Below are 26781 nucleotides of genomic sequence, written 5' to 3'. Positions count from 1 at the left end.
TTAACACACGAAAAAAAGTAGTTTTTTAGGTGCTCACTTTGCACCGAAATTAGATGGTCACTTTAAACCGAAACGAAGTGGTCACTTTAAATTGGAAAACAGTGGTCAATATCACTGAGTTTTACAGTTTAATAAGAAATCCTGTTTATTGTGGTAAAATATTTATACCGAAATATAAAGATGAAGAAAGCAGATTTGTTACAGGGCAACATGAGCCACTTATTTCTGAAGGCCTTTTTTATAATGTACAGGATATCTTAGATGGAAAATCACGCCTTTACAGACCTAAGATTAAAACTGTCGTTGATTTCCCTTTAAGAGGCTTTTTTATCTGTCCAAAGTGCCAGAAGAAGCTGCAAGGAAGTAAATGTAAAGGAAGATACAAATATTATCATTATTACCACTGTGAAGCGCAATGTAAGTTTAGAATTAACTCTGAAATCGCTAATGAACTTTTTATTGAAGATCTCAATAAGTATCAGCCAATAGCTGAAGTTAAGAAATTATACAGCTCGATTTTATATGAAACACATCGTGATCTCGCAAATAATGCCGGCGAACAGAAAAGAAGACTTGTCGAACAGATAAAAGATTATGAACTCAGATTAAGCAATGCAAGAGATCTTCTTCTTACATCAAAAATTGAAGCTGATGATTATAAGCTTATGAAAGATGACTATGGTGCTCGAATTGCAAACCTTGAACGCGAGCTATCAACAGTCACTAAAGATAAGCATAGTATTGAAGAACTACTGATAAAGGGGGTTGACAACCTCATCAAACTTAGTGATTCATATTTGAAAAGGGATTTATCAGATGCAAGAAGCCTAATTGGTTTAGTTTACCCCGAAAATTTCACAATTCACGAAAATAAAGTACAAACCGCTAGAGTGAACAAAATAGTGGAGTCTATTTATCTCATTAACAAACAGTTAAAAGAAAAAAAAAACGGGACAAAAGATGATTTTTATCTTTTGTCCCGAGAAGTGACCTCGACTGGATTCAAACCAGTAACCTTCTGAGCCGTAATCAGATGCGCTATTCAGTTGCGCCACGAGGCCTTTTTGTTATCAATTAAGCTGTTTTTTTGTAGCTTTGTTGATTGCTTATTGCGGGTGCAAAGATAGACATAAATGTGAGATATACAAGAGAAAAATAACATAAAAATAAAAAAAAATGCAGATTAAAAATTATATACGTGATATTCAAGACTTTCCAAAAGAAGGAATTTTATTTAAAGATATTACTCCTTTGCTAAATGAACCCAATGCAAGAGAAAAATGTCTCGAAATTTTGCTAAATTCCTTAAACGGGCAAAGAATAGATAAGGTAATAGGAGCCGAAAGTAGAGGTTTTTTCTTCGGAATGTTATTGGCTGACCGACTGAATGCAGGTTTTGTGCCTGTTAGAAAAGCAAACAAACTTCCCTTCAAAACTATTTCGGCATCTTATAATTTAGAATATGGTACAGATTCATTAGAAATACATATTGACGCCATTAAAAAAGGGGATAAGGTTTTAATTCATGATGACGTTCTGGCAACTGGGGGAACAGCTAAAGCACTTGCTGATTTAGTAACCAAACTTGGGGGTGAAATAGTTCAGTTTAATTTTTTAATAGAACTTTCTTTTCTAAATGGAAGAAGTAAAATAAATAATCATCCCATTTTTACTGCTATAACTTATTAAATATAAAACGTTTTAAATTAAAAAACTCCTAAAACCTATCATAAGTAAAACCTAATAGATTCAGAATTAATTTTTAGAGTTTCACTCATAATATTTTATGAAATAACATTTTCAATCAAATACAAAGCAGATTTACTTAATTAATACCTAATCTGGATTTTAGTTTTAAAAATAATAAAGCAATTTTATAGGCATCATCGGCAGATGAATTTCTGTCACTTTTTGGAATTTTATATATTTCACATAACTCATCCAAAGAAAATTGTTTGTCGTTTATATCTTTTAATTTTCGATACATAACATCAATATCCAAAGCTTCATTTTTTAGCCTGCCACAATCCAGTCTCTCTAATGAAGCATTTATCATTTCGATATCAAAATTAACATGATGACCAACTAAAACAGCATTTCCAAGATAATCTATAAAAGCATGAAGAGCTTCATTTTCCTGAAGCTTTTTCATCTTACTTTCAATTATAAATTCGTTTGATAATCCGTTATCATGCAGATATTTGTATTGTAAAAAAACGGCTTCAAAGTTGTCCTGTATTATGATACTGTCACCAACAATTGCAAAAGACCCCATAGATAAAATTACATCTTTTACTGGGTTTAGTCCTGACGTTTCTGTCGATATAACTACAAATCTATTGGGTTTAGTTTCAAATTTACTAAGGTAGTTTTTCCAAAAATCAGGATATTCTTTGTTAATATTTTTTAGCCAGTCCAGCATATTATGAAAATTGTGTAAGTTGAAATTTATTCTTAATTAACTCCTCCAAATCACGCATAGGAGTCAATGCATTTTTTAATTTCTCTTTATCTGTTTTAGATAGCTCTTTTATATTTATATATTGACCGGAATCGTCATTTTTTAATCCTTCAACGGTTCTAAATTTCAATAAAGTTAAAAATGCTTCAGCACAGCTTAAATATATCTCAGCATTTTTTGAATCTGAAATTGCGAGTTGTTTAAATCTTAAATAGGTATTCTTAATTCCTTTAATGTTTGAGCTTAATATTAATAACCTCGCGGCATCAATAAGTGGCATTAATGCTCTGGTTTTAATATCAAATTTCATTTTATTAGGACCTTCTTCTTCTAAAATGAATTTTTTGAAAAAACTCAAAGGCGAATTCTTTTTTAAAGCATCATTACCTAAAAAATCAAAAAATAATGGGTTGTTAATTGCATTTTTAAAGATAACATTTTCGATTGCTTCTTCAATTTTTGACTCACCAAAAACAATTTCATAATCAAAGAAAATACTGCTTAAATCATTACTGTTTTCACCTGGAGTATTCATCCAGCTATTGTATTGTTTTATCCAGTCAGTCAATGATTTACACCATAACATATTACTTCCCATGTGTCCATTTGGACAAAATTCATAACCTACTTTTTCTAACAAAGATGTAGTTCTTTTGGCTAATCTTAAAAAATAATCTTTTACTTCTCTGTATTTTTCCGGAGTAACATCTTCAAAAATTAATATACTGTCCTGATCTGTAAGTAAAAGCTGTTCTTTTCTTCCCTGACTCCCAATACTTAACCATGCAAAGCGGGCAGGAGGGGAACCTAAGTCTAATATTGTTAATTCGACTGCGCGTTTTATTAATGCCAGATTGATTTCGTTGGCAATATTACACACGTGTGAAATTGGAATGTTTTTTTGAATTGAATTCTGAATTAAATCAGATAATCGATCACGAATCTGTTTTAAATCTTTTGGTAATTGCGACCTCTTAATTTCTTTAATCAAAACACCAGGATTACTGGCCTGAGCTACAATTAAATCATGTTCAGAAATAATCCCTTTAACTACCGATTTATTTGTACCATCTTTAGTAACACATAAGTGTGTAACATTGTGTTTTAACATTAATAACTGTGCCTCTGCCAAAGAAACATTTTCAATAACAGTAACAACAGGAGATGACATGATTTTATCTATCGTTTCAGTAATTGAAAAACGACCTGTTGCTACTTTTGAAGACAAATCGGCATCTGTCAAAATACCTATAGGATAATTATTTTCGCAAACCACAATATTATCAACCATTGATTCAGTCATTAAAATAGCAACATCCTTTACAATTTTATCAGCTGTTGTTGTTAATGGTGAGTTATTATAGCTAAGAGACTGAATGTACTGCATTTCTGATTGTGTATCCGAGTAAAATCCGTTATCAGAAATCAATTTGTTTTCAGAATTTACATTGTCTTTTGTATGACGCGAATTAATTGCAAAACTTTCCAATAAAAAATTTAGAACATCTGAATTATTTGCCACAAATGGCCTAAAAACAGCAATAGGAATAGCATAAACAATACTTTCTTCACGCGCTTTGGCAGTCATCATATAATTATTTTTCGCAAAAAACGGACGCAAACCAAAAATATCACCTTCATGACATTTGTTTATAATAGTTTCTTCAGCATCAGCAATCGTTGTAAGATTAATAATTCCCGACGATACCACATAAAAACTATCATGAAGAATATCATTGTTTTGAAACAAAACAGCATGTTTTTCTAAATTTATTACACGAATATTAGTTGCAATATTAAAGAGCTCCTGAAAAGTCAAATTATCAAATGGAGGATATTCTTTTAAAAAATCCGCAATATGCTCAGCGATTGTATTCATAGTAAATTTAATATAGTCAAATGTAAAAATAATAAAATAATAAATCACTATTTCATATTGTTACCAGCAAAACGATTGATTTATAAAATTCTTAATTTTTTCTTAAAATTATTACTAAATATATTGATTTAATTTAAGTATTTCACTCATTATCTTTTATTTAAGTATTCTGTTTTTGTTTAAAAAGTTAATTAAGCATATTTATTTGTTTGCTTAATTTTTAATTAAGTTAAACATTTTATCATTAATGAATGAAAAGGATTGAAATAAATTAAAATTTCTATTTTACATAATATAAATTATGGTTCAAAATACATCAATAAAAAAGCATCTAATTTGATGCTTTTTTATTGAAATTGACTTTAAAGTTTTTTAGAATATACTGCTTTGCCGTTTAATGAAACTTCAATCTCACCCTTTTCTTCATAAAATGTGGTTCGCAAAGCATTGTCTTTAAAAATGGTAACATCTCCATAAACTTTACCTGACTCTACAGTTACATATTCAAACAATAATTTTTTATTGTCTGGCTCAATTCCTAATTTGTAGCTTGAGAATTTTGTTCCTTTTAATTTAAAATCCTGTTGTGAATCTATAATTTTTCCATCTGCATAAAAATTAGTAAGTGTTTTATTTAAAGTAATGTCCGGATAATACTGATTTACTTTTGTCAACAATGCGTATTGTTCAGCATTTGCATCTTCTTGTTTTGAAGTTATTGTTTGACTAAAAGACATTGTTGTAAAAACTAAGACTAGTAATAAGATAATTTTTTTCATAATTTAAATTTTAATGTTATTGTTTCAAAATTTTTCAGAAAAGTTACATAATAATCATTTTTAAATAAAACGCATTATTATTTACAACAAGATAATAAAAATATATCTTTGAACAAAATTAAATGCTATATTTTAAGAAAATGACAACAAAAAAATACATTAAACTTATTCTTATTTTGGGTTCTTTAACAGCATTAGGCCCTTTTTCAATCGATATGTATTTACCTGGGTTTTCTGGAATTGCAACAGATTTAAATACAACTGTTGCAAAAGTTTCTATGAGTCTATCGAGTTATTTTATCGGAATTTCGGCAGGACAATTACTTTATGGACCTTTATTAGATCGCTTTGGGAGAAAAAAGCCTTTATTTATTGGTTTGATGATTTATATTCTGGCCTCTTTAGGATGTGTGTATGTAACAAATATTGATAATTTTATATTATTACGCTTTATTCAGGCTGTTGGAAGCTGTTCTGCTACAGTTGCTTCAGTAGCTATGGTAAGAGATTTATTTCCTGTAAAAGATATTCCTAAAGTTTTTTCATTATTGATGCTTGTTCTTGGACTTTCGCCAATGCTGGCGCCAACAATTGGCGGTTACGTGACTGAAGATTATGGCTGGCATGTTGTATTTTTAATATTAATGTGTATGGGTATTGCTATTCTGACAGCTTCACAATTAGGCTTGCCAAATACTTATAAACCTGATACTTCAATTTCATTAAAACCAAGACCTATCATTTCTAACTTTTTAAAAGTACTGAAAGAACCTCAATTTTTTACTTATGCCTTTACAGGTTCCATAGCTTTTTCCGGATTATTTTCATACGTTGCAGCCTCACCTATTATTTTTATGGATATTTATCATGTTGATGCCAAAACATATGGATGGATTTTTGCCTTTATGTCTGTTAGTTTTATTGCATCCAGTCAATTAAATTCGGTTTTATTAAAGAGATTTTCCAGTGAACAAATGATCTTTAGTGCCCTAATAGCACAATCTGTAATCAGTATTGTTTTTTTGCTTCTTTCTTTGAATAATCTTTTAGGATTGTACGAAACGATTGGGATGCTGTTTTTGTTTTTAGGCTGCTTAGGAATCTCGAATCCTAATACAGCGGGACTTACAATGGCTCCTTTTGCTAAAAATGCCGGGAGCGCTTCTGCTTTAATGGGAGCGATTCAGCTTGGATTGGGAGCGTTGGCTTCTTTTGCTGTCGGAATTTTTGTTAAAGATTCAGTAGCACCAATGGTAGCCATCATGACAGCGACCACCATTTTAGCATTTATTATTCTGAATATTGGAAAACGTTTTATCAAACAAAAAGTAGAAATATCCTCTGACGACGAAATTACAATTGGTCATTAAATAATAAAAAAAATCCGGAATTCAAAATTCCGGATTTTTTTATACCTGTTTTTTATCAGGCCTGATTATCATTCTAAGAGATTGGTCTCTGGCAAAATAGGCTATCATCCAATTATAGAAAGTTTTTAATCTGTTTCTGTAAGTGATTAGCGAAATCAAATGAACAAATAGCCAAATAAACCAAGCAAAGAATCCTTTAAAATGCCATTTAGGATTTGGTAAATCAACTACTGCTTTATTTTTTCCAATAATAGCCATTGACCCTTTGTCGTTGTAAACAAAAGGCTTAAGTGCTTTATTTTGAAGTGAAGCTTTAAAGTTTTTAGCAAGATTTATTCCTTGTTGTATAGCAACTTGGGCTACCTGAGGATGACCATCTGGAAAATTTTTATCTGCAGTTAAAATAGCAGTATCACCAATGGCATAAATATTCTCCGTAGCATTTACTTTATTAAAAGCATCAGTAGCCATTCTTCTTCCACGTCCGTAGCTTTCAGCTGGCATTCCTTCAAATATTTTTGCAGTAACACCCGCAGCCCATATTAAATTTTTGGTTTTAATGGTTTCTCCGTTTTCAAAAAATACTGTGTCGTCTACATAATCAGTTACCTTGCTGTTTAATTTAACTACTACACCTAATTTTGTAAGCGCTTCCAAAGTGTCTTTTTGAGAAGCTTCGCTCATTGGTGCGAGCAATGCATCTCCTCCATCGACTAAATAAACATTGCTTGCGGTGGTATCTAATTCAGGATATTCTTTTAATAAAATATTTTTTCGCATTTCAGCAAACATGCCTGAAACCTCTACTCCTGTTGGCCCACCGCCTGCTACAACAATGGTCAATAATTTACGGCGCTTACGAATTTCTTTACAAATAGCTGCTTTTTCTAAATTCTTAAGCAATGTATTTCGCATTACGATGGCATCATTTAAGGTTTTCATCGGAATGGCGTTTTTCATTACGTTTTCCATACCAAAATAACTGGTTTCGGCACCAGTAGCAAAAACCAAATGATCGTATGATAATTCGCCGTTACTCAAAATCACTTTATTTTCTGCCGGAACAACAGATAATAATTCACCTAACCTAAATTGAAGATTTTTTTTACCGGCAAAAAATTTCCTAAACGGATAACTGATACTTGAAGGTTCTAAAAAAGCCGTAGCAACCTGATAAATAAGGGGTGGGAAAAAATTGTAATTGTTTTTATCTACAAGGGTTACCTGTATTTCAGGATGATTTAGAAGCTCTTTTGCAAGATTTAATCCTGCGAAACCACCTCCAATAATGACTATGTTCATATATGATATATTATGTAGGTTTAATGAAAATTACCTCTAAAATTACAATATTAATTGGTTATGCAAAGCAACAAAAACATTACTTTTTATTTTTTTTAACAGATTTTTTAACTACATCGATATTCTTATACAGTTTTTCGATGGTTATTATTTTTTAAACTTTTTAACAGGCTTCTCTGCTGTTTCAACTTTATTCTGCAACACATAGTTAGCCAGTAGTTTTTCTATTAATTCGTCTTTTGTAAGATGATGAAAAACCGTTTTGACTTTCGTTTTTAAATCGGTTGAAATATCGTGATTTGGTTTTGTTTTAAAGATTTGTTTTGCCCATAAAAGCGTATTGTTTTCTTCTAAACTTGCAACAGAAGGTTTTTTGAATTCGATAAATTTCAAACCCAGCTCTCTTTCAAAATCTGCAATTTCAACAACTTCTTCCTGTTGTAAAACAGTAAGAGAAAGCCCCTTTGCTCCTGCCCTTGCGGTTCTTCCGCTTCTGTGCACGTACGTTTCATACACATCAGGCAAATGATAATTTACAACGTAGGATATTTCTTTTACATCAATTCCTCTAGCAGCCAAATCGGTTGCTACTAAAATATTGATATGCCCTTCACGAAATTGCTCCATAATTCGGTCACGGATTCCCTGTGATAAACTTCCATGAATTGCTCCTGAAGAAAAACGATTTATAGCTAAGTTTTTTGCCAATTTGTTTACGGCTGCTTTGGTTTTACAAAAAATAATGCCGCGTTCTCCGTCTCTTGAGTTTAAAAAATGCATTAATACATCTAATTTTTCAATAGGATCTACTACAATATATTCGTGATCAATACCTTGGTTACCAACTGTTTCCATATTGGCACTAATTTGAACTACATTTTTATTTAAGTAATTCTGAATCAATTGTTTTATCGTTCCCGGTAAAGTGGCAGAAAATAATAAAGTACGGTGTTTTTTAGGAAGTTCGGCAATGATTTCATCTAAGCTTTCTTTAAGGATAGAAACCATTTCATCGGCTTCGTCTAAAACCAAATATTGGGTTTGTTTTAAATCGACTGCTTTTCTTTGGATCAAATCGATTAAACGACCGGGAGTTGCCACCACAATATGTGTTGAATTTGTAAGTCTTTCGATTTGAGGTTTTATCGGGATTCCACCACAGGTTGCTGCAATCGAAATATTTGGGATATGTTTTGAAAAATCTTCCAGGTTTCTAAAAATCTGCTGACCCAATTCTCTTGTTGGAACTAAAATTACTGCCTGAATATCAGTTGATTTTGTATCGATTAATTGCAGTAATGGTAATCCGAAAGCAGCGGTTTTTCCAGTTCCTGTTTTGGCTAAACCAACCAGATCGTGGGTTTCAGATAAAAGTAACGGAATTGTTTTTTGTTGAATTTCTGTTGGCTCAACAATATTCAATTCGCTTAATGCTTTTAAAATTGGTGCTGAAATTCCTAATGATGCGAATTGTTTAGACATTTTTTTTATTTTTTTTTATTTTAGAATTCTGGTTTATTAATTCTGATTTTTCGTTGATCCAAGTGATCCAGTTTGGAGCGGATTCTGTCGAGATTAAAAAAATTAGAATTAAAAATGGTTCTCGATACAAATTTTCTGAAAAAGCTATTGCATTTTCAGAAAATTCACTGCCAATGACGTTTTTGTTTAACTAGGGCTTCGACTCCGCTCAGCCTGACAAAACAAACGTAATCTTATATTGCTTTTTTTGTAAAAAAAATATTCATCGAACGACATATTAAGTCGATAGATTTAATTAGTAAAAAACTCAATTTCAAAGAGCTTCTTATAAAAACTGAAGCCCTAGCCCTGATGGAAACGGCATCCTTTTATGCCGGTGTTCGGCATAAAAGATATAGTGTACAGCAGGAAACAGCTCCTTCCTTCGACTCTGCTCAGGATGACATTATTACAATTCAATTGATTCTCCGATTTCGAGAAGCATTAGATCTTTTCCTTTATCGAAAAATTTACGAATAGACTCTTCATGATTGATTTCGATGTATCCGAAAGTGTCAAAATGGTAGCCGAGTATTTTATCACATTCTACAAAATCAGAAGCGATAATAGCATCTTCGACATCCATTGTAAAATTATTTCCGATTGGAAAAATGGCTAAATCTAATTTGGTGCGCATTGGAATCAGTTTCATATCCATTGTTAAGGCTGTGTCACCGGCAATATAGATGTTTTTATGCTCACCTTCGATTACAAAACCTCCAGGGTTTCCGCCATAACTTCCGTCGGGAAATGAACTGGAATGAACTGCGTTTACATATTTAACCTTTCCGAAATCAAAATTCCAGCTTCCACCATGATTCATTGGATGTGCTTTTAAACCTAATTTTGCATAATAACTGGCAATTTCGGCATTTGAAACTATGGTGGCTTCTGTGCGATTAGCAATTGCCTCAACATCTAGAACGTGGTCGCCATGTGCGTGGGTAAGCAAAATATAATCGGCTTTTAATGTGTTTATATCAATCGCTGAAGCTAACGGATTTCCCGTTATAAAAGGATCTACAATGATATGCTTTCCTCCTACTTCAATTCCTAAAGAGGCATGACCGTAAAATGTAATTTTCATTTGATAAAAATTTAAAGTGAAACAATTATCTTCCTCCTAAAAAAAGATTTACAATGATATCTGAGATTAAAGATATCATACAAACTGTTAATAATATAGAAAGCAAAAAAGTACTGAGTGCCAGTTTTTTTAATTCGGGATCTAACAACTTGGGATTTTGATTTTTATAAACGGTAATTAAATGTTTTGTTAAAGGTATATAGGCTAATAAAAATAAATACTGATCAAAATTATAATCGCTTAAAATCGCAAAAACAATCACCAAAAGCATTGCTGTAATGATTATTGAAAAATGATAAATTTTAGCCTTTGCTCCGCCAATCTGAACCACAATGGTATTTTTTCCGGATTTTCTGTCGGATTCTTCATCACGCATATTGTTCAGGTTTAAAACGCCTACGCTTAACAAACCTATAGAAATGGCCGGCAAAATTAAAAGCGGATCAACTTCTTTAGAATATAAAAAATTAACCCCCAAAGTACTTACCAATCCAAAAAACACAAAAACAAACACATCTCCAAATCCTTTGTATCCATAAGCTGAATTACCAACCGTATAACGAATTGCAGAAGCAATTGCAGCAATTCCGAGCACTAAGAAAAAGAGCGAATAAATAAAATTAGTTTTACCAAAAGCAAAATAGATTAAGATGATGGCAGATAATAATGTTAGCAAAGAAGTTATTATAATTGCTTTTTTCATGGCCTGAGGCGTAATAACACCACTCTGAATAGCTCTTTGAGGCCCTACTCTATCAGCATTATCCGTACCCTTTACCCCGTCTCCATAATCATTTGCAAAGTTGGATAAAACTTGTAAACCAAGCGTTGTTAAAAGTGCAAAACCAAAAACTTTCCAACTAAATACTTCTGTTGGTGTATTGATGGCTTCTGTTGGATTAGATAAGGCGTAAATACTTCCTACTATAATTCCGGAAACAGATAAAGGTAATGTGCGCAATCTGGCGGCTTCAATCCAATGTTTCATTATGTTTTTTTAGTTTTATTTTGTTTCAGGTTTCAAGTTTCAGGTTTCAGGTTTCAGGTTTCAGGTTTCAGGTTTTTTACAGAACGGATAACATGAAACTTGAAACCTGAAACAATTATATTAATTTATGGCAACCATTTATTCTCGCCAAAATTAGGCTTTCTTTTTTCTAAAAAGGCATTTCGTCCTTCTTTTGCTTCTTCGGTCATATAAGCGAGACGTGTTGCTTCGCCTGCAAAAACCTGTTGTCCAACCATTCCGTCATCTGTCAAGTTCATGGCAAATTTTAGCATTTTTATAGAAGTTGGTGATTTTTGAAGAATTTCCTGCGCCCATTCGTAAGCAGTAGCTTCTAATTCGTCATGTGGAATTACTGCATTTACCATTCCCATATCCATTGCTTCCTGAGCTGAATAATTTCTTCCCAAAAAGAAAATTTCACGTGCTTTTTTCTGTCCTACCATTTTAGCCAGGTAAGCAGAACCGTATCCTCCATCAAAACTGGTTACATCTGCATCTGTTTGTTTAAAAATAGCATGTTCTTTACTCGCCAAAGTCATGTCGCAAACTACGTGCAAACTATGACCACCGCCAACTGCCCAACCCGGAACAACCGCAATAACTACTTTTGGCATAAAACGAATCAATCGCTGTACTTCAAGAATATTTAAACGGTGCTGTCCATCATCTCCCACATAACCCTGATGCCCTCGTGCATTTTGATCTCCTCCGCTGCAAAAAGAATATACTCCATCCTTTGTTGATGGTCCTTCAGCCGAAAGCAAAACCACTCCTATTGAAGTATCTTCTTGTGCGTCATAAAAGGCCTGGTATAATTCGGAGGTTGTTTTTGGGCGAAAAGCATTTCTAACATTTGGTCTGTTAAAAGCTATTCTCGCGACTCCGTTACATTTTTTATAGGTTATATCTTCGAATTCTCTGGCAGTTATCCAATCCATTTCTATTTATTTTGTTTTAAATAATTATCAGTGTAAAAATAAACCATTTTTACATTTTTACCTACTCAATTCTAAGCAAGTCTTTTTTCTAAATCAAATTTTGAAGATAATTATGTCTCAAAAATAAAAAATAACATTTTTTAACACTTGTATTTAAAAATAATAAGTAATTTTACAACCTAGAAATCAATAAGATACATTTTATTTATTGATTTAGAGATTGATTTTCTTTCACTGATTTATTAACCTAAAAAATGACTTTTTTTGAGAAAAATTAAAAAATTTGTCGCTCATTTTTTAATGGTTTTTAATTATAAAACAAAAAATAATGAGCAAATGATTTATTCATATGTTTCAACTTCAAGAAAAAGATAGTAACACCGAGGGTTAAACACTAGAAATGTTTATTCAATTTACCAAAAGAAAGAGTACGATAGATGAAAATTAAAATTGAAGACTTTCTGTAAAAATATTTCAAAACCAAAGGGTAAGCCGTGAAATTAATTGATTGTTTTTGAATAAAATGTATAGATTATTTAAAAGACATACGTTTAAAAAAAGTAAATCTTAAAATTCGTAAAATTTTTACTTTTTACAATACATTAAAATTTAAGGATTATTTTATTTCTGTTTTTTTTTAATTACAATTTTTTAAAACTAGAATAAAAAGAGAAAGGCTATTCGTAAAGGATAGCCTTTCTTGTTCTTTGGTAAAAGAAACCTTTTGATAAGTATCTAAGACCTTTATTTAGATATATTTTTTTTAGATGGCAGATTGGTAACTTTTAATAAGTAAGTACCTTCAGGGAGTTGATTTATATTTATTTCCTGTGTATTATTACTTAGTACTTTTTGTCCCTGAGAAAATATCTCTACTTTTTTTGAATTTAAGACAACCGGCTTTGCTGTCGAAATAGCTGATTCTGACTGTTTTTTTTCATTATCTTTTTTAGTCGCAGTATTTTTTTTTGAATCTATAACTACTACACTTTCAAGTTGTTTTGAAGTGTTATATAAATCATATATTTCTTTATCAGACAGAGCAGTATTATAAATTTTCAGCTCATCAAAATCAGCATTAATCCCTATTGTTGTATTGATTTCACCTAATTTAAAAACGGTTCCTCTTGTATCACGGGACATTCCTTTGATGTATTTTAACAATTCGCCATTTCTGTATATTTTTGAAGTATTACCATCAAAAGTAATACTGTACTGATACCATGTATTTTTAACTAAAGGAATATTAACTAAAAGATCATTTGAAGCTCCCCAACCTGCCAAACTTAAATCAGAATTTGAAGACGTTGTGCCTTGTTGAAGCAACCCGAAATATTGAGCATTATATGCTGTTCCATATCCCCATATATAATTTGGAGAAGAAATATCGTTCATTTTAATCCAAATTGTTACCGTTCTTGCTGCATCATTCTGCGGAAGATTATCAATTACAGCCTCTAATGCTTTATTTGTTAATCTTTGTGCGCTTTTTTCATTCCCCATTCTATCGCTTACATAATTTTCTGTTCCCATAAAAGATATGGTATTTTCTGTATTATGTAATGTTCCGTTGAAATTAAATTCGTGAATAGGTATCTGAGCTTCAATATTAGCAGAAAAGGCTATCATCAATGTAAGTAATATTTTTTTCATGATATTCTGTGTTAAAATATTAATCATTTTAATACTACCAAAATATCACTAACCCGATTTACAAAGAAATTTATTCGATAAACAACATCAAAAAACCGTTGAAATACAGGAAAAGAATAAATTAAATTATCTTATTTTTATTTTTTTTCTTATAATTTTATCAAATATTTAAATTTTACAAAATAAAAAAGCACTATTCTTACGTATAAATACGGTTAATTCAATAAATTAACTTTTAACTCAATTCAAAAGATTTTTTATAAAAAGCTTTCCGCGTTAATCACAGAAAGCTTTTACAGACCAATCAAAACTATTCGTAGATAAATGTAATTTTATAGTGCATTTATTTTGCAGTTATTTTTTTAGAAGTATCATTAGTAATTTTTAATAAATAAGTACCTTCTGGTAATTCGCTTATGTTCATTTGCTGATCGCCATTTAAAACTTTTTGGCCCTGAGAAAAAACTTCAATGTTTTTCGCAGCTATATCATTTGTTTTTGCACCAGTGCTTTTAGATGTATTTGTGCTTTTTGTGGATACTGCCGTTTTTGAAGATTTTATTGCTGTTGCCAAAACTACCTGAACGACTGGTTTTGAACTATTGTATAATGAAACTATTTCTTCATCTGATAAAGCGATGTCGTATATTTTTAAATCATCAATGTCGGCATTGATTCCCACTACCCTATTTACCTCTCCTAATTTAAAGATTATCCCTTTTGTATCACGGAAAACTCCACTAACTGTCTTCAATAGCGATCCATTTCTGTATATTTTTGAAACTTTTCCATCAAAAGTAATACTATATTGATACCAGGTATTTTTAGCTATATCAACATTGATAATAATATCATTTGAGGCACCCCATCCGGCAAAATTCAAATTTGCATTTGAGGTTGTTGTTCCCTGATGCAATAAGCCACAATACTGAGCGTTATACGGTGTTCCATATCCCCAAATATAATTTGCAACAGTGATGTCGTTCATTTTGACCCATATCGATATTGTTCTTGAACCCGAGCCCTGAGGAAGATTATCAATTATAGCTTCTAATGATTTATTTGTGAGTCTTTGGGCACTTTTGGTTATTCCCATCCTGTCCATAACATAATTCCCGTCTCCCATAAAAGTTATGGTATTTTGAGTGTTATGAAGTGTTCCGTTAAAATTAAATTCCTGAATTGGTTCCTGAGCATCAACATTAAAAGTGACAATGATGATTAACATAAGTAGTAGTTTTTTCATGATAGCTAATTTTTAAGGATTAAAAACAATTTTATCATTCTAGTACTATTAAAATTAGGTAAAAAACTAATTTTTATGAAATATACTCGTCAACGGGCTCAAATTATCGTTTAAATTATATAAACCAAAACTTGATACATAAAAAAACGTTTTTTCTTAATGAATTAGACTGGTAAATCTCATAAAAAAAGAAATTTCAGGTCTTAAAGAAAAAAAAAGATTTATCTTTTAATATTATTTTATTCAATACCAGCTAATTAAAAAATAACTTAAAATTAAGTTCATTTTTTGTTTGTAAATGCAGAAAACGTTCCTATATTTGCAACTGCTTAGAAGAACAAAGCACAACAAAACTGAGATCGGGGAGATACTCAAGCGGCCAACGAGGGCAGACTGTAAATCTGCTGTGTGAACTTCGCAGGTTCGAATCCTGCTCTCCCCACCAAAAGGGTAAAAGAAGCCGAAACGAAAGTTTTTCAATCTTTTCAAAAAAACCAAAAAAACATGGTAAAGCCTACAAATCGTAAGATTTGCAGGCTTTTTTGTTTTATACTGCTTTTCATATTTTTTAAAACCGCCTTAATATTGATTACAAAGTACTTTAGCGGCAGACTTGGCTAATTGAATTGGCAAAGAACTTTCAGTCCCTTTGCTTCGCAGTATTGCCCCTTCAAACAACATGATAATTTGGATAGCAAGCGATTCACTTTCTTTAATTTCTGCTTCTACTAGATACTTTTCAATGAGTCCCTTTAAGGCATTTGTGTGGACATCACAAGCTAATTCTATTTCTGCTGCCTTGTGCGCATATTCTGTTTTTGCATTCATTGCAAAGCAGCCATAAAGATTGCCGGCATCCACCAGTTCTGAAAGAAAGTCAAAAATCATTAAAGCCTTATCAACCGGATTATCTAATACAGGTTTTTCTATATAATCAGCTATTGCTCCATACATGATTTGGTGATAATAATTAACTGCAGCAAGAATGAGTCCCTCTTTTGATGTGAAGTGTTTATAAAGTGTTCGTTTGGATATTCCAGTACTATCAACGATGGTATCTACACCGGTGGCATGAAAACCGTTTTTGTAAAAAATGGCATAAGCACTTTTAATCATTTCCTCCCTTTTTTGGGCTTTTGAAACTTGATTTGTTTTTTTTTCCATGAATAAAAAAAATTTATTGCAAATGTAAACTAAACGGTTTACATTTGCAATATGTAAACAGAACTGTTTACTTTAAAAAAACACATAATTTAAATATTTTCAAAATGAAAGAAAACAATAAAATGGGGACTGCGGTAATAACTGGTGCATCATCAGGTTTAGGTGAGGTATTTGCAGAAAGACTGGCAAAACGTGGTTATGATTTAAAATTAGTAGCACGTCGTAAGGATAGATTGGATGCACTTGCTGAAAAACTGGAAAGCCAATATGGAATTAAGGTAACCAACTTAGTTGCAGATTTAGGTTTGGATACAGATTTAGAAAAAGTGGCAGAAGAGTTAAGAAATGATAAGAGCGTAACTTTACTTATTAACAACGCTGGTACTTCGACACTTACATCAGTTACTAAGACTAGTGTGGAGAAACAAAAAGAGATGGTGAATGTAAATATCACTGCTCTAATGCTATTATCGAATGCTATTTTACCGCAGTTTTTAGAGAAAAACGAAGGAACCTTAATTAATATAGCTTCAGTGCTCGGTTTTTATTCCTTACCTATAAGTGCCATATATAGCGGCACAAAAGGTTTTGTTATTCAGTACACCAAAGGGCTTCAGGAAGAAGTAAAAGGAACAAATATCCATATTCAATTGGTAAATCCTGCTACTACTGCAACCGAAATATGGGAGGTTGGTGGTGTTCCTTTATCTGCATTGGAGCAGTCAACAATTATGAAAACCGAAGAATGTGTTGATGCCATTCTTGCCGGACTAGATAAAGGCGAATTACTGACGCATCCTTCTGTAAACGACCAGAATCTAATTGATGCTTATGAAGATGCTCGTATAAAATTATTGCAGGGCTCACAAACTGGCCAGCCTGCAGAGCGATACAACATAAATTAGAAATTCAGCCCCTTACTTATGAGATTTTAGAAAAAATATTCTTAAACAATAAAAAATATAAATGAAAACAATAATTTTAAACGAACCGGGCAGTGTTGATAATCTGTTATATACAGAAAGCGCAAAACCAAGTATTACTGCCAATGAAGTTTTGGTAAAAACAATTTCATTAAGTGTAAACGTAATTGATTATAAAGTAAGATCAAATGAGGGAGCATTAAATTGGATTCTTGGTTCAGAAAGACCGGCTGTTATTGGCTGGGATCTGTCAGGAACCGTGGTGGAAGTTGGCGATGAGGTAACCGATTTCAAAATAGGTGATGATGTTTTCGGAATGGCTAATTTTCCTGGAAAAGGAAGTGCTTACGCTGAATTTGTTGCAGTTCCATCAGCACATTTAACTTTAAAACCCGAAAATATTTCTCATCAGGAAGCGGCATCGGCTACACTTGCCGCCCTTACAGCCTGGCAGGCTTTGGTAGAAAAAGCAAACGTAAAGAAAGGAGACAAAGTCTTAATTCACGCAGCATCGGGCGGTGTTGGCCACTATGCTACACAAATTGCAAAACATCTTGGCGCTTATGTAATTGGTACTTCATCGGCGAAAAACAGGGAATTTGTTTTACAAAATGGAGCAGATCAACATATAGATTATACAACAGAAAAATTTCAGGAAATAGTTTCAGATGTCGATTTTGTTCTTGATACCGTTGGAGGCGATACGATTTTAAAATCTTTAGAGGTAATAAAAGAAGGCGGTACAATTATTACCATTACAACCAGCAGTTTGTCCGACGAAATACTTGAAAAAGCAAAATCAAAAGAGGTCAATTTATCATTTTTGCTTGTACAGTCATCTGGTGAAAATATGCTGCAGCTTGCACAACTGCTGGAAAATGGCATCGTTAAATCGCACGTTTCCAAAACATTTTCTTTTGACCAAATGGGAGAAGCACATTTGTATTTAGAAACAGGCAGGACTGTTGGTAAGATTGTAGTCAATCTTTAAAAACAGATAAATATAAATAATTATAACACTTTTCGCATATATCTTTACAATGGCTTTTAGTACAAATATATAGAAGTCAAAATCCAGATATATGCGAAATTTTAAAATTAAAAAATGAAATGAGCATAACTCAAAATTTGGTCGCTAACACCAATGTTGATGTGCGAATTACATATGACCGATTAAAAACAATAAAAATCAACATATGAAACAACTAATCAATATTTTAGTAGTACTGGCAATTCTCCCTTTATTGGTTTTAGGTGCAGTAAATGTATTTGCTCCTTTAAATACTTTTGAATTGTATGGCATTAAACCATTAAGCATAATGACTTACAGTACCTTTAGAGGAGCAATCGGAGGCATGCTCATAGGAGGCAGTTTAATAATGCTTATGGGTTTAATTACCAAAAATAAAACCTGGTATCAAGCGTCTTTATTACTAATAAGTGTAATATTGATTTGCAGAATTATCAGCGTACTATTTGACGGTTACACAAATGATTTATTACCGGCATGCATAACCGAACTTTACATTATTATAGTAATGTATTTTGCATCAAAACAATCAGGTCATTCTAAAAATTAAGCTCAATAAGATTAATCTCTTATAGTAAAAGGTATTTGTAAAAACTTAAGTCGTTATTACAAAATTAATAAGGAATATAGAAGTATATAAAAACGCAGAGATAATAATTTGAATGCACAAAGAAAAAGAGCATGCAAAATAGTGCACGCTCTTTCATTTTTATATATTTTACTCTGCCAAAAAATCCAGTTTAAAAAACAATATTTTCCTGCGGTATGCAGCAAACTAAACTATTAAAATTTACTGCAGTTTACCCCTTTTCAAACTACTTGATCTTAACAACAACTTTTCCTTTTGACCTTCCGGTTTCAACGTAAGACAATGCTTCATTGATTTGCTCAAATGGAAATACTTTATCAATAACAGGCTTAATAATTCCTGCTTCTATGAGCTTTGTGATTTCTCCTAATTGATTACCTTCTGCCCTCATAAATAAGAATTTAAAAGACACGTTTAATTGCTTTGCTTTTTTCCTGGCACTGGAACTTAACAATTTTGTTACTAATTTTAAATACCAAGGCAAACCGATTTCTTGTGCATATTCTGGTGTCGGCGGTCCTACTAACGAAATTAACTGACCTCCTTTTTTTAAGACTCCTAACGATTGTTCTAATACTATCTTTTCTCGGTTACTGTGTAATACCACATCATAGTCTTTGAGCAGATTAGAAAACTCTTGTGTTTTATAATCAATCACCAAGTCTGCGCCAAGACTTTTTACCAAATCAATATTTTTTGTACTTGTAGTTGTTGCCACATAAGCCTCCAAATGTTTCGCCAATTGAATTGCAAATGTACCCACTCCGCCCGAACCAGCTTGTATGAAAACCTTTTGCCCTTTTTTCACCTTCGCAATTTCAACTAATGCCTGCCAGGCTGTTAAACCAACTAATGGAATAGAACCAGCCTCTTCCATTGATAGATTTTTTGGTTTCAAAGCTAAATCGTTTACATTGACAGCAATGTATTGCGCAAAAGTACCTATTCTGTAATCGCCTACTCTTGAATAAACTTCATCACCCATCTTAAATTTCGTTACTCCCGGGCCTACCTTAACGACAGTTCCAGCCATATCGTGTCCATTTATGATTGGGGTTTTATAAGGTAAAAAGATTTTAAACTCACCTTGTTTTATCATCGAATCTAAGAGATTGACACCTGCTGCATGTATTTGAACCAGAACTTCATTTTCTTTTGCAATTGGTTCTGCTACTTGGGTAAATTGTAATTTTTCTTTTTTACTGTATTTTTCTACTATAAATGCTTTCATTATTATCTGATTTTTATTTAATTAAAAATGGTATTGCTTTTTCAAGAAATTCTCCATAATATTGAAAAATACCTCCATGTCCTGAATTTGGATAAATTATTACTTTTTCAGCATTAGGAAAACGCTTTGCCAAATCATAGGAATTAGGTGTTGGTACCATTCTGTCATTATCACCATTAACTACTAATACAGGATGTTTGAAAACACTTAAATCAGCAGGTTTGTCATGTCCCCATTTTTCAATAGCTTTAAGCTGATTTTTCAAAACACTTAATTTTACTTTTTCATCACGGTTTTCTGTTCTTTCTTTTAGACGTTTTAGAAAATCACGAGCTGCTTGTTTGCCTGTTTTGTTTTGCGTAAAAAACAGATAAAATTTAGGATCTCTGAATGTGAACAGACCTTTAAAAATATCCTTATAGGTTAAACCAACCACATCACTAACTCCTTCTCCGCCTCTTGGCCCGGTTCCTGCAAGAATAATTTTACGGGCTAGAGCTGGCTCTTGCAATAGTAATTCCTGAGTAATAAAACCACCCATTGAAAATGCCACAATATCTACCTGCTTGTATCCTAAAGCATTAATAAAGCCAACAGCATCTTTTGCCATATCAGCAATACTTGTTCCCTGCTCGCCTGTGCTGGCACCAACTCCGCGATAATCAAAAGAAATGATATGACGGTACTGGGCAATAGAGTCCATAATTCTTGGATCGCAATTATCAAGATTTGCGGTCAGGTGATTAAAATATATAACCGGTATGTCTCCCTGTTTTCCATAAGAGCGGTAAGCAAATTTTATTCCGTTGGCTTCAACAAACTGAGTGGGAACAGTAGCATAAGTGTAATTTACACTTGGTGAATCTGATGCAGTCATAATTTCATAATTATTTGATTTTGAAATATTTGATTGTGGAAATAGATTACTAATATAACCTATTAACAGAATAAATGCAATTAAATACTTTTTCATTTTACTCATTAATAGTATTATTAATGAAAGTAGTAATGTAAGTTGTAGCCAATTCCGGATATTGATAATGAGGTGCATGACCTGCAGCATGAAAAATAATATGTTGTAAAGTTGGAGCTTTTTTCAATAATGGAAACCAATTTTCTACCGCAAATGAAATATCATTATCCCCTGAAATTGCTAATACAGGAGTTTGCAATGTTTTGTAACCTTCTCTAAAATTATCTTTGTCTTCTGTCAATTGTGGTGTAGCTGCAAAATAGCGCTGGAGTATTTCAGGCTTAACAGGTACCTTTGATTCATCATATCTTTGAGCAATACGTTGTAAAGATGCAATTCCGGCTGCACTGCTTTTTTCTGATGCCGGCTCAAAAAATAAGGTAATAATATCTTCCGGAGTATAGGTAGGCTGTAATGCTTTTTCTAAAAATAATGGAGAAAGAGGAGCATCGTTTTTACCCATTGGATTACTGCCTATTACAATCGTACCTAATACTCTTGCCGGATAGAGGAAAGTAGCGTATTGAGCTATCAAACCACCATAAGACCATCCTCCGACAAAATATTTATCGAATTTCAGGTAGTCTGCTATTTTTGTTACCTCTGATGCAACTTCGTGCAAATCAATTGGTAATTCTCCTTCCGAATACCCGATACCTGAATAGTCAAAAGTAATTACTGTATTATTTTTTGCCAGTAAATCAAGAAAGAGAGGATCCCAGGTATCTAAAGTCCCTCTAAAACGATTTGCCAGAATCAGCGGTGTTCCAGCACCAATTTTACGGTAAGCAATTTGTTTGTTTTCAATATTTGCATATTGTGTTTCTGTTGTTAATGCGTTATTTTCCATTTTTTTATTTTTTTATTTAAATCTTAACTTTTGATTTATTTGTTTAATTGCTTAAGAACATTTTTTTCTAAAATCCCATAAGCAAAATGCTGCAGGTTAATCAGTACAGAAGTACCTTTACCCACAATATTCCTAAATTTTGGCTTCGCTGTTTGAACTACTTTCAGTACTTTTTCGGCAACCATTGCAGGATCTTCAGCTTTATCTACCAAATCATTTGTAAATTTTTCAATTTTGCTTCTCAATGAATTGTAGTCTTCAATTTTATTGGTTGGTGATGAAGAATTATCTAGAATACTGGTTTTGAAAGCTGCAGGTTCAATCATAGCAACTTTAATATTAAATCCATCTAATTCATATCGCAAAGCCTTAAAGTATCCTTCAAGTGCATGTTTAGAAGCTGCATAATAAGCTGCATTTGGAAATGCTACCAAACCAATAATAGACCCGACAGTTATTATTTTACCAGATTTTTGTTCTCTAAAATGAGGCAACATTGTGTTGGTAACTTTGATTGTGCCCCAAAAGTTAGTTTCCAATTGTTTTCTTCCCAATTCAATCGGCGTTTCCTCTGCAATTCCAGAGACCAAAAATCCAGCATTATTGATGAGAATGTCCAATCTGCTTACTTCCTTAAAAACTCTATTTGGTAAACTGTTTATTGACTCTTCTGAATCTAAATCTAAAGAAATTAGCTTGAAAGGTAATGCCGGCTGCATTTTTTCTGGATTTCGGCTTGTCCCGATTACATTAAAACCCTTTCTATGAAGCTCGTTTGCGATAAGCAAACCAAAACCCGAAGAAGCTCCTGTTATTAAAATATTCTTGCTCATTTTATTTGTTTTAAAATTTATATTGTAATTTTGCTTGCAAATTGCAAGTGCAAATATACAAACAACTTTCAAAATGCAAGTTAATTTTTGAAATATTTTTATTTTATATCATGGAAACAAACAAAAAAAGGTCTGAATGCCCATTAAGCTGCTCATTGGATGTCTTTGGCGACAAATGGTCTTTACTCATTATAAGAGATTTATTATTTTTCAAGAAAGGCACCTACAATGACTTTTTAAAATCGGAAGAAGGCATTGCTACCAATATTTTAGCATCAAGGCTAAAGGCATTGGAGGAAAATGGCATTATTGAGAAATCAGCACACCCTGAAAGTAAGGCAAAAAACTTATACAGACTGAGTAAAAAAGGAATCGATTTATTGCCTATAATTATGGAAATTTACATTTGGTCTGATAAATATTTCAATATGCCGCAAGAAATAAAGGAGATAATTAAAGAAGCTAAAAATGATAAAGATAAATTTGTAAAACAGATCATAAAAGAATTGACAGCTGAATGACGGGAAGAAAAGTGGAATTGCAACTAGATTTGCCACAAAAAGCTAAAGCAGCTTTTCAGAATTTCTCAACAGTCTAAAATTTGCAGTTAAATACTATTACTTGCCGTTTATAATGAACACTTCTTTTGCTATAAATAATTACTTTTTTTAAAATTTTCAATTAAAAAGAATTGATTTTTTTTTAATTGAAAATTTCTCAAGTTATAACATTACTGCTTTTCAATTTTTTTAAAAACCGAACAAAATATAAAAAAGAACAAAAAAAAACTTCCCAATAAATTCTTGATGAATTTTAATGGGAAGTTAACACTAAAAATTGAACTCAAAAAATAAGTCTTTTTTATACTTTAGGTTTAGGTTTAGGTTTAAATACTATTTCATAAGATTTGCCCCCTTTAAGAATTTCCGCTGCTATAAGCTGAATATCTTTTTTAGTCATTTTATTTACAATATCCTCAAAGTTTTTAGGATCATTTATATCCTCTCCATATCTGTAATATTTAGTGATAAGCTGCATATCATAGGAGTTTTTATCTTTAGACTGTTCTTTTTCTTTTAAAAGATTGGTTCGAATTTTGTTTAAATCTTCATCATTGATATTGCCTTCAGTAATTTTTTTAAATTCTTCATTGACAATAGCAACTAATTTGTCAGCCATATCAGGATTACAGTCAAAACTAAAAGAAACAAAAGCTCTGGATTTAGGTTCTCTCGAAAAACCTGCAGAAGCACTTGGACTGTATGCCCCGCCTTCGGCTTCACGTACTGTTGCCGTGATTCGCAGCTGAAGTATTTTCCCTAAAACACTGCTGTAAATTGTATTTTTAATACTGTAAGGCATCTCTTTTCTATACACCATATTGACAACAGCCTTAGGATCTTTCATTTCTATAAAAATATCCTTATCAATTCTTGCTGAAAGCCATTCGGATTCATTGTCAAGATACTTCTCTTTTTTATTTTCAGTTTTAATCCCTGCAATGTATTTTTCAAGAAGAGGCTTCAACTGAGCTTCTTCGACATCTCCAACTATAAAAAATTCAAAGTCTGAAATGTCCGCAAATCTTTCTTTATAAATCTGTTTTATTTTTTCAAATGATACAGCATCAGCATAGTCCTGATTAAAAAGAGCTTCTCTTGGATTATTTTTTCCATAAAGCGCCAGTGTTAAGCTGTCTCTCATTTTTTCGCCCACATCTTTGCTTCTTCTTACAATGTAATTGTTGATATTACTCTGCATTACTTTGAATGATTCTGCATCAAAACGAGGTCTTACAAAATGAAGATGAATGAGCTGCAGCATGGTCTCAACATCTTTGGTATTAGAACGGCCAGAAACAGATTCATTGATATCACTTAGCCCTATGGATACTCCTGCCGTTTTACCTGCCATTATTTTTTTAAGCTCAGTAGCATTAAATGCTCCAAGACCTGACATCTGAGCTAAATTAGATACAAAATCTGCAGAAGGCAAATCAGCATCTTTTAACAGTGATACTCCACCATTACTAATTGCGTTTAGACTAACCTGATTTTTCTCTTTATTAACAAACTTATAATGTACTTTAACACCGTTGCTCAAATAAAAAGTAGCAGCTCCTGTTTTCTTATCTGCTTTTACAGCAATAATCGTACCCGGTTTAATTTCGACACCGGACAGCAGTGTTTTTCCTGCAAGTTCTTCTTTATACGGTTCAATTGAACTGCTGTTTTCTAATGCTGTTATAATTTTATTGGCCTCGTCTTCAGATAAATTTTGCTGTCCTTCTACTCCGGTAACAATTAAGAATCTGTTTTCTTTAGTGTAGAATCCTTTTATAGTAGCATGAAGCGCTTCATTAGTAATTCCGGCTAATAATTCTTTTGCAATACCATATTCTTTATCAATATCCGTAATCACAGCATTTGTCAGGAAATTTTCCTGTATCTGATTTTCAATACTGGCATGGCTTTTTTGATTTTTTGCCGCAATTTGGTTTTCATAAGCCGTCTTAATGTTTTCTTTGGCTCTTTCAATTTCAGATGCTGTATAACCAAATTTCACTGCCCGGATTATTTCTGTTAAAACCTGACTGAAAGCTTCTTGCTGTTGATTTGGTTTAGGAGTAATGGCAATATTAAATACTTTTTTTGTTCTTGACAAAGGTGAATTTACTACACGTGCGCCAAGAAATGAAACTGTAGGTTGCTGTGCTAATTCGGATATTCTTTCTGACAATATGCTCAAAGCTATAGATTCTAAAAGCCCTCGTTTTAAATCTCCTGCTGTTTCTTCTTTCAATACATTATGACGAATCCCTAAACTTATTGAAGCTGAAGAAATCTCAGGGTCGGTTCCAAGGACATATTGCATTTTTTCATTGCCTGGAATATCCACAACAAATCGCTGTTTAGCATTTTTAACCGCCTGAATACCTGAAAATTTTTCCTGAATCTTTTTTTCAACTTCTTTGACATCAATATCGCCTATAATAGCGATAGCCTGTAAATCTGTCCTGTACCAGTCATGATAAAAATCACGAAGTGCCTTGTAATCAAATTTTTCAACAACTGACATTAATCCTATTGGCATTCTCTGGGCATACTTAGAATTGTTGTAACTAACGGGTACTGATTTTTCAAAAAGTCTCATTTGTCCGTTTTGTCTGGTACGCCATTCTTCTTTGATTACCCCTCTTTCGGCATCAATTTCTTCATTGGTTAACAATAATTTATTCGACCAATCTCTTAAAACGGTTAAACACACGTCAACCAAACCGTCCTTGGTTGGAATATTATTCATATTGTAAACCGTTTCATCAAAAGAAGTGTAGGCATTGATATCTTTTCCAAAAACAGCTCCATTTTTTTGAAGTGTATTCAAAATACCTTTCCCCGGAAAACTTTCTGTACCGTTAAAAGCCATGTGCTCTAAAAAATGGGCAAGTCCCTGTTGGTCATCATTCTCAAGAATAGAACCCACATTCTGAATAATATAATAACTCGCAGCTCCTTTAACTACATCGGTTTTTTTTATATAATAGGTCATACCATTGGGTAAAACCCCTTTTACAATACTTTTATCAGTAGGCAGCGCCTCATTTAAACTATTTTCCTGAGCCTTAACCATCAAAGAAGACACGAAGACTAACAGAGATACTATAATTTGTTTCATTTTTTTATGGATACAATTTGATTGATTACTTTCTTTTTCTTCTGGTTATCAGAGCCTGTTAAAATTACTTTTATTTTTTTAAAGGGCTGTATAAACAACCCTTTATCATCATTTACAGTTGCTTACTAATTCAAAATAATAAATAATGAAAATTTTAAAGCTTGCTTCACTTCGAAAAAGCAAGCAAAAATATTCCAAAGCTCAGCCTTTCTGCTGAGATATATTCTAAAGGCGAATCATGACTTAACTGAATTTTCCAGACAAATTA

At 32.4% G+C, this 26781-nt stretch carries 23 protein-coding genes and 2 tRNA genes; 8 read left to right on the top strand and 17 right to left on the bottom strand.

What is annotated here, in order from left to right:
* Positions 1-53 precede the first annotated feature (53 nt).
* Complete coding sequence (locus tag FLV_RS13540; protein ID WP_243234557.1) at positions 54-1022, top strand: recombinase family protein; 969 nt, start codon at positions 54-56, stop codon at positions 1020-1022.
* Here the strand turns inward: FLV_RS13540 and FLV_RS13535 are convergent.
* Positions 988-1061, bottom strand: a tRNA-Arg gene (locus tag FLV_RS13535). The two genes, FLV_RS13540 and FLV_RS13535, sit on opposite strands and share 35 nt — an antisense overlap.
* 115 nt (positions 1062-1176) lie before the next feature.
* Here FLV_RS13535 and FLV_RS13530 point away from each other — a divergent pair.
* A complete protein-coding gene (locus FLV_RS13530; protein ID WP_243234556.1) occupies positions 1177-1689 on the top strand; it encodes an adenine phosphoribosyltransferase in 513 nt (170 codons plus the stop codon).
* Between the two features lie 136 nt (positions 1690-1825).
* Here FLV_RS13530 and FLV_RS13525 read toward each other — a convergent pair whose 3' ends face one another.
* The 3 genes from FLV_RS13525 to FLV_RS13515 form a co-directional block, all read right to left on the bottom strand.
* A complete protein-coding gene (locus FLV_RS13525; RefSeq protein WP_243234555.1) occupies positions 1826-2422 on the bottom strand; it encodes a PolC-type DNA polymerase III in 597 nt (198 codons plus the stop codon).
* A 1-nt stretch (position 2423) separates the two neighbouring features.
* On the bottom strand, positions 2424-4340 hold the full coding sequence (locus FLV_RS13520; protein WP_243234554.1) for a DUF294 nucleotidyltransferase-like domain-containing protein: 1917 nt from the start codon (positions 4338-4340) through the stop codon (positions 2424-2426).
* Between the two features lie 362 nt (positions 4341-4702).
* Positions 4703-5119 (bottom strand): hypothetical protein, encoded by a 417-nt coding sequence (locus FLV_RS13515; protein WP_243234553.1) that lies wholly within the window; start codon positions 5117-5119, stop codon positions 4703-4705.
* A 140-nt stretch (positions 5120-5259) separates the two neighbouring features.
* Here FLV_RS13515 and FLV_RS13510 point away from each other — a divergent pair, with 140 nt between their 5' ends.
* Positions 5260-6489: a multidrug effflux MFS transporter gene (locus FLV_RS13510; RefSeq protein WP_243234552.1), complete on the top strand. Its 1230-nt coding sequence runs from the start codon at positions 5260-5262 to the stop codon at positions 6487-6489.
* Between the two features lie 39 nt (positions 6490-6528).
* Here FLV_RS13510 and FLV_RS13505 read toward each other — a convergent pair whose 3' ends face one another.
* From FLV_RS13505 to FLV_RS13475, 7 genes are all read right to left on the bottom strand, one after another.
* The gene (locus FLV_RS13505) at positions 6529-7791 is read right to left on the bottom strand and encodes an NAD(P)/FAD-dependent oxidoreductase (RefSeq protein ID WP_243234551.1); all 1263 of its coding nucleotides are present in this window, start codon (positions 7789-7791) and stop codon (positions 6529-6531) included.
* A gap of 147 nt (positions 7792-7938) precedes the next feature.
* The gene (locus tag FLV_RS13500) at positions 7939-9273 is read right to left on the bottom strand and encodes a DEAD/DEAH box helicase (protein ID WP_243234550.1); all 1335 of its coding nucleotides are present in this window, start codon (positions 9271-9273) and stop codon (positions 7939-7941) included.
* Positions 9274-9721: 448 nt separating this feature from the next.
* Positions 9722-10399 (bottom strand): metal-dependent hydrolase, encoded by a 678-nt coding sequence (locus FLV_RS13495; RefSeq protein ID WP_243234549.1) that lies wholly within the window; start codon positions 10397-10399, stop codon positions 9722-9724.
* 25 nt (positions 10400-10424) lie between these two features.
* Positions 10425-11387 (bottom strand): 1,4-dihydroxy-2-naphthoate octaprenyltransferase, encoded by a 963-nt coding sequence (gene menA / locus FLV_RS13490; RefSeq protein WP_243234548.1) that lies wholly within the window; start codon positions 11385-11387, stop codon positions 10425-10427.
* 125 nt (positions 11388-11512) lie between these two features.
* Entirely contained in the window at positions 11513-12346 is an 834-nt protein-coding gene (locus FLV_RS13485) for a 1,4-dihydroxy-2-naphthoyl-CoA synthase (protein ID WP_070908004.1), read from the bottom strand.
* A 744-nt stretch (positions 12347-13090) separates the two neighbouring features.
* Entirely contained in the window at positions 13091-13999 is a 909-nt protein-coding gene (locus FLV_RS13480; RefSeq protein ID WP_243234547.1) for a LamG domain-containing protein, read from the bottom strand.
* Positions 14000-14342: 343 nt separating this feature from the next.
* Entirely contained in the window at positions 14343-15245 is a 903-nt protein-coding gene (locus FLV_RS13475; protein ID WP_243234546.1) for a LamG domain-containing protein, read from the bottom strand.
* A gap of 361 nt (positions 15246-15606) precedes the next feature.
* Between FLV_RS13475 and FLV_RS13470 the strand changes: the two genes are divergently transcribed.
* Positions 15607-15690: transfer RNA gene (locus tag FLV_RS13470), tRNA-Tyr, on the top strand.
* 134 nt (positions 15691-15824) lie between these two features.
* On the opposite strand, the gene FLV_RS13465 is transcribed toward FLV_RS13470, so the two are convergent.
* A complete protein-coding gene (locus FLV_RS13465; RefSeq protein ID WP_243234545.1) occupies positions 15825-16409 on the bottom strand; it encodes a TetR/AcrR family transcriptional regulator in 585 nt (194 codons plus the stop codon).
* A 104-nt stretch (positions 16410-16513) separates the two neighbouring features.
* Between FLV_RS13465 and FLV_RS13460 the strand changes: the two genes are divergently transcribed.
* The 3 genes from FLV_RS13460 to FLV_RS13450 all read left to right on the top strand — a co-directional run bounded on the left by FLV_RS13460 (position 16514) and on the right by FLV_RS13450 (position 18912).
* Positions 16514-17314 carry an SDR family NAD(P)-dependent oxidoreductase gene (locus FLV_RS13460; protein ID WP_243234544.1) on the top strand — a complete coding sequence of 267 codons (801 nt, stop codon included), beginning with the start codon at positions 16514-16516 and terminating at the stop codon, positions 17312-17314.
* 61 nt (positions 17315-17375) lie between these two features.
* Complete coding sequence (locus tag FLV_RS13455; protein ID WP_243234543.1) at positions 17376-18323, top strand: NADP-dependent oxidoreductase; 948 nt, start codon at positions 17376-17378, stop codon at positions 18321-18323.
* 205 nt (positions 18324-18528) lie between these two features.
* The gene (locus FLV_RS13450; RefSeq protein ID WP_243234542.1) at positions 18529-18912 is read left to right on the top strand and encodes a DUF4345 family protein; all 384 of its coding nucleotides are present in this window, start codon (positions 18529-18531) and stop codon (positions 18910-18912) included.
* 265 nt (positions 18913-19177) lie between these two features.
* On the opposite strand, the gene FLV_RS13445 is transcribed toward FLV_RS13450, so the two are convergent.
* From FLV_RS13445 to FLV_RS13430, 4 genes are read right to left on the bottom strand one after another with little or no spacing between them, the layout of a single operon-like run.
* On the bottom strand, positions 19178-20182 hold the full coding sequence (locus tag FLV_RS13445; protein ID WP_243234541.1) for an NADP-dependent oxidoreductase: 1005 nt from the start codon (positions 20180-20182) through the stop codon (positions 19178-19180).
* Positions 20183-20195: 13 nt separating this feature from the next.
* Positions 20196-21155: an alpha/beta fold hydrolase gene (locus tag FLV_RS13440; protein WP_243234540.1), complete on the bottom strand. Its 960-nt coding sequence runs from the start codon at positions 21153-21155 to the stop codon at positions 20196-20198.
* Position 21156: 1 nt separating this feature from the next.
* Positions 21157-22005 (bottom strand): alpha/beta fold hydrolase, encoded by an 849-nt coding sequence (locus FLV_RS13435; RefSeq protein ID WP_243234539.1) that lies wholly within the window; start codon positions 22003-22005, stop codon positions 21157-21159.
* A 35-nt stretch (positions 22006-22040) separates the two neighbouring features.
* Entirely contained in the window at positions 22041-22838 is a 798-nt protein-coding gene (locus FLV_RS13430) for an SDR family oxidoreductase (RefSeq protein ID WP_243234538.1), read from the bottom strand.
* Between the two features lie 110 nt (positions 22839-22948).
* On the opposite strand from FLV_RS13430, the gene FLV_RS13425 reads away from it, so the two are divergent.
* Positions 22949-23359, top strand: coding sequence for a winged helix-turn-helix transcriptional regulator (locus FLV_RS13425; protein WP_243234537.1), 411 nt, complete (start codon positions 22949-22951; stop codon positions 23357-23359).
* 340 nt (positions 23360-23699) lie between these two features.
* Here the strand turns inward: FLV_RS13425 and FLV_RS13420 are convergent, their stop codons facing one another.
* Positions 23700-26513, bottom strand: coding sequence for a M16 family metallopeptidase (locus tag FLV_RS13420; protein WP_243234536.1), 2814 nt, complete (start codon positions 26511-26513; stop codon positions 23700-23702).
* Positions 26514-26781: the final 268 nt, after the last annotated feature.

Source organism: Flavobacterium pectinovorum (genome assembly GCF_022802975.1).
Classification (GTDB): Bacteria; Bacteroidota; Bacteroidia; order Flavobacteriales; family Flavobacteriaceae; genus Flavobacterium; species Flavobacterium pectinovorum_B.
Note: the sequence above shows the minus strand (reverse complement) of the source record. Positions and strands in the feature narration are given on the sequence as shown.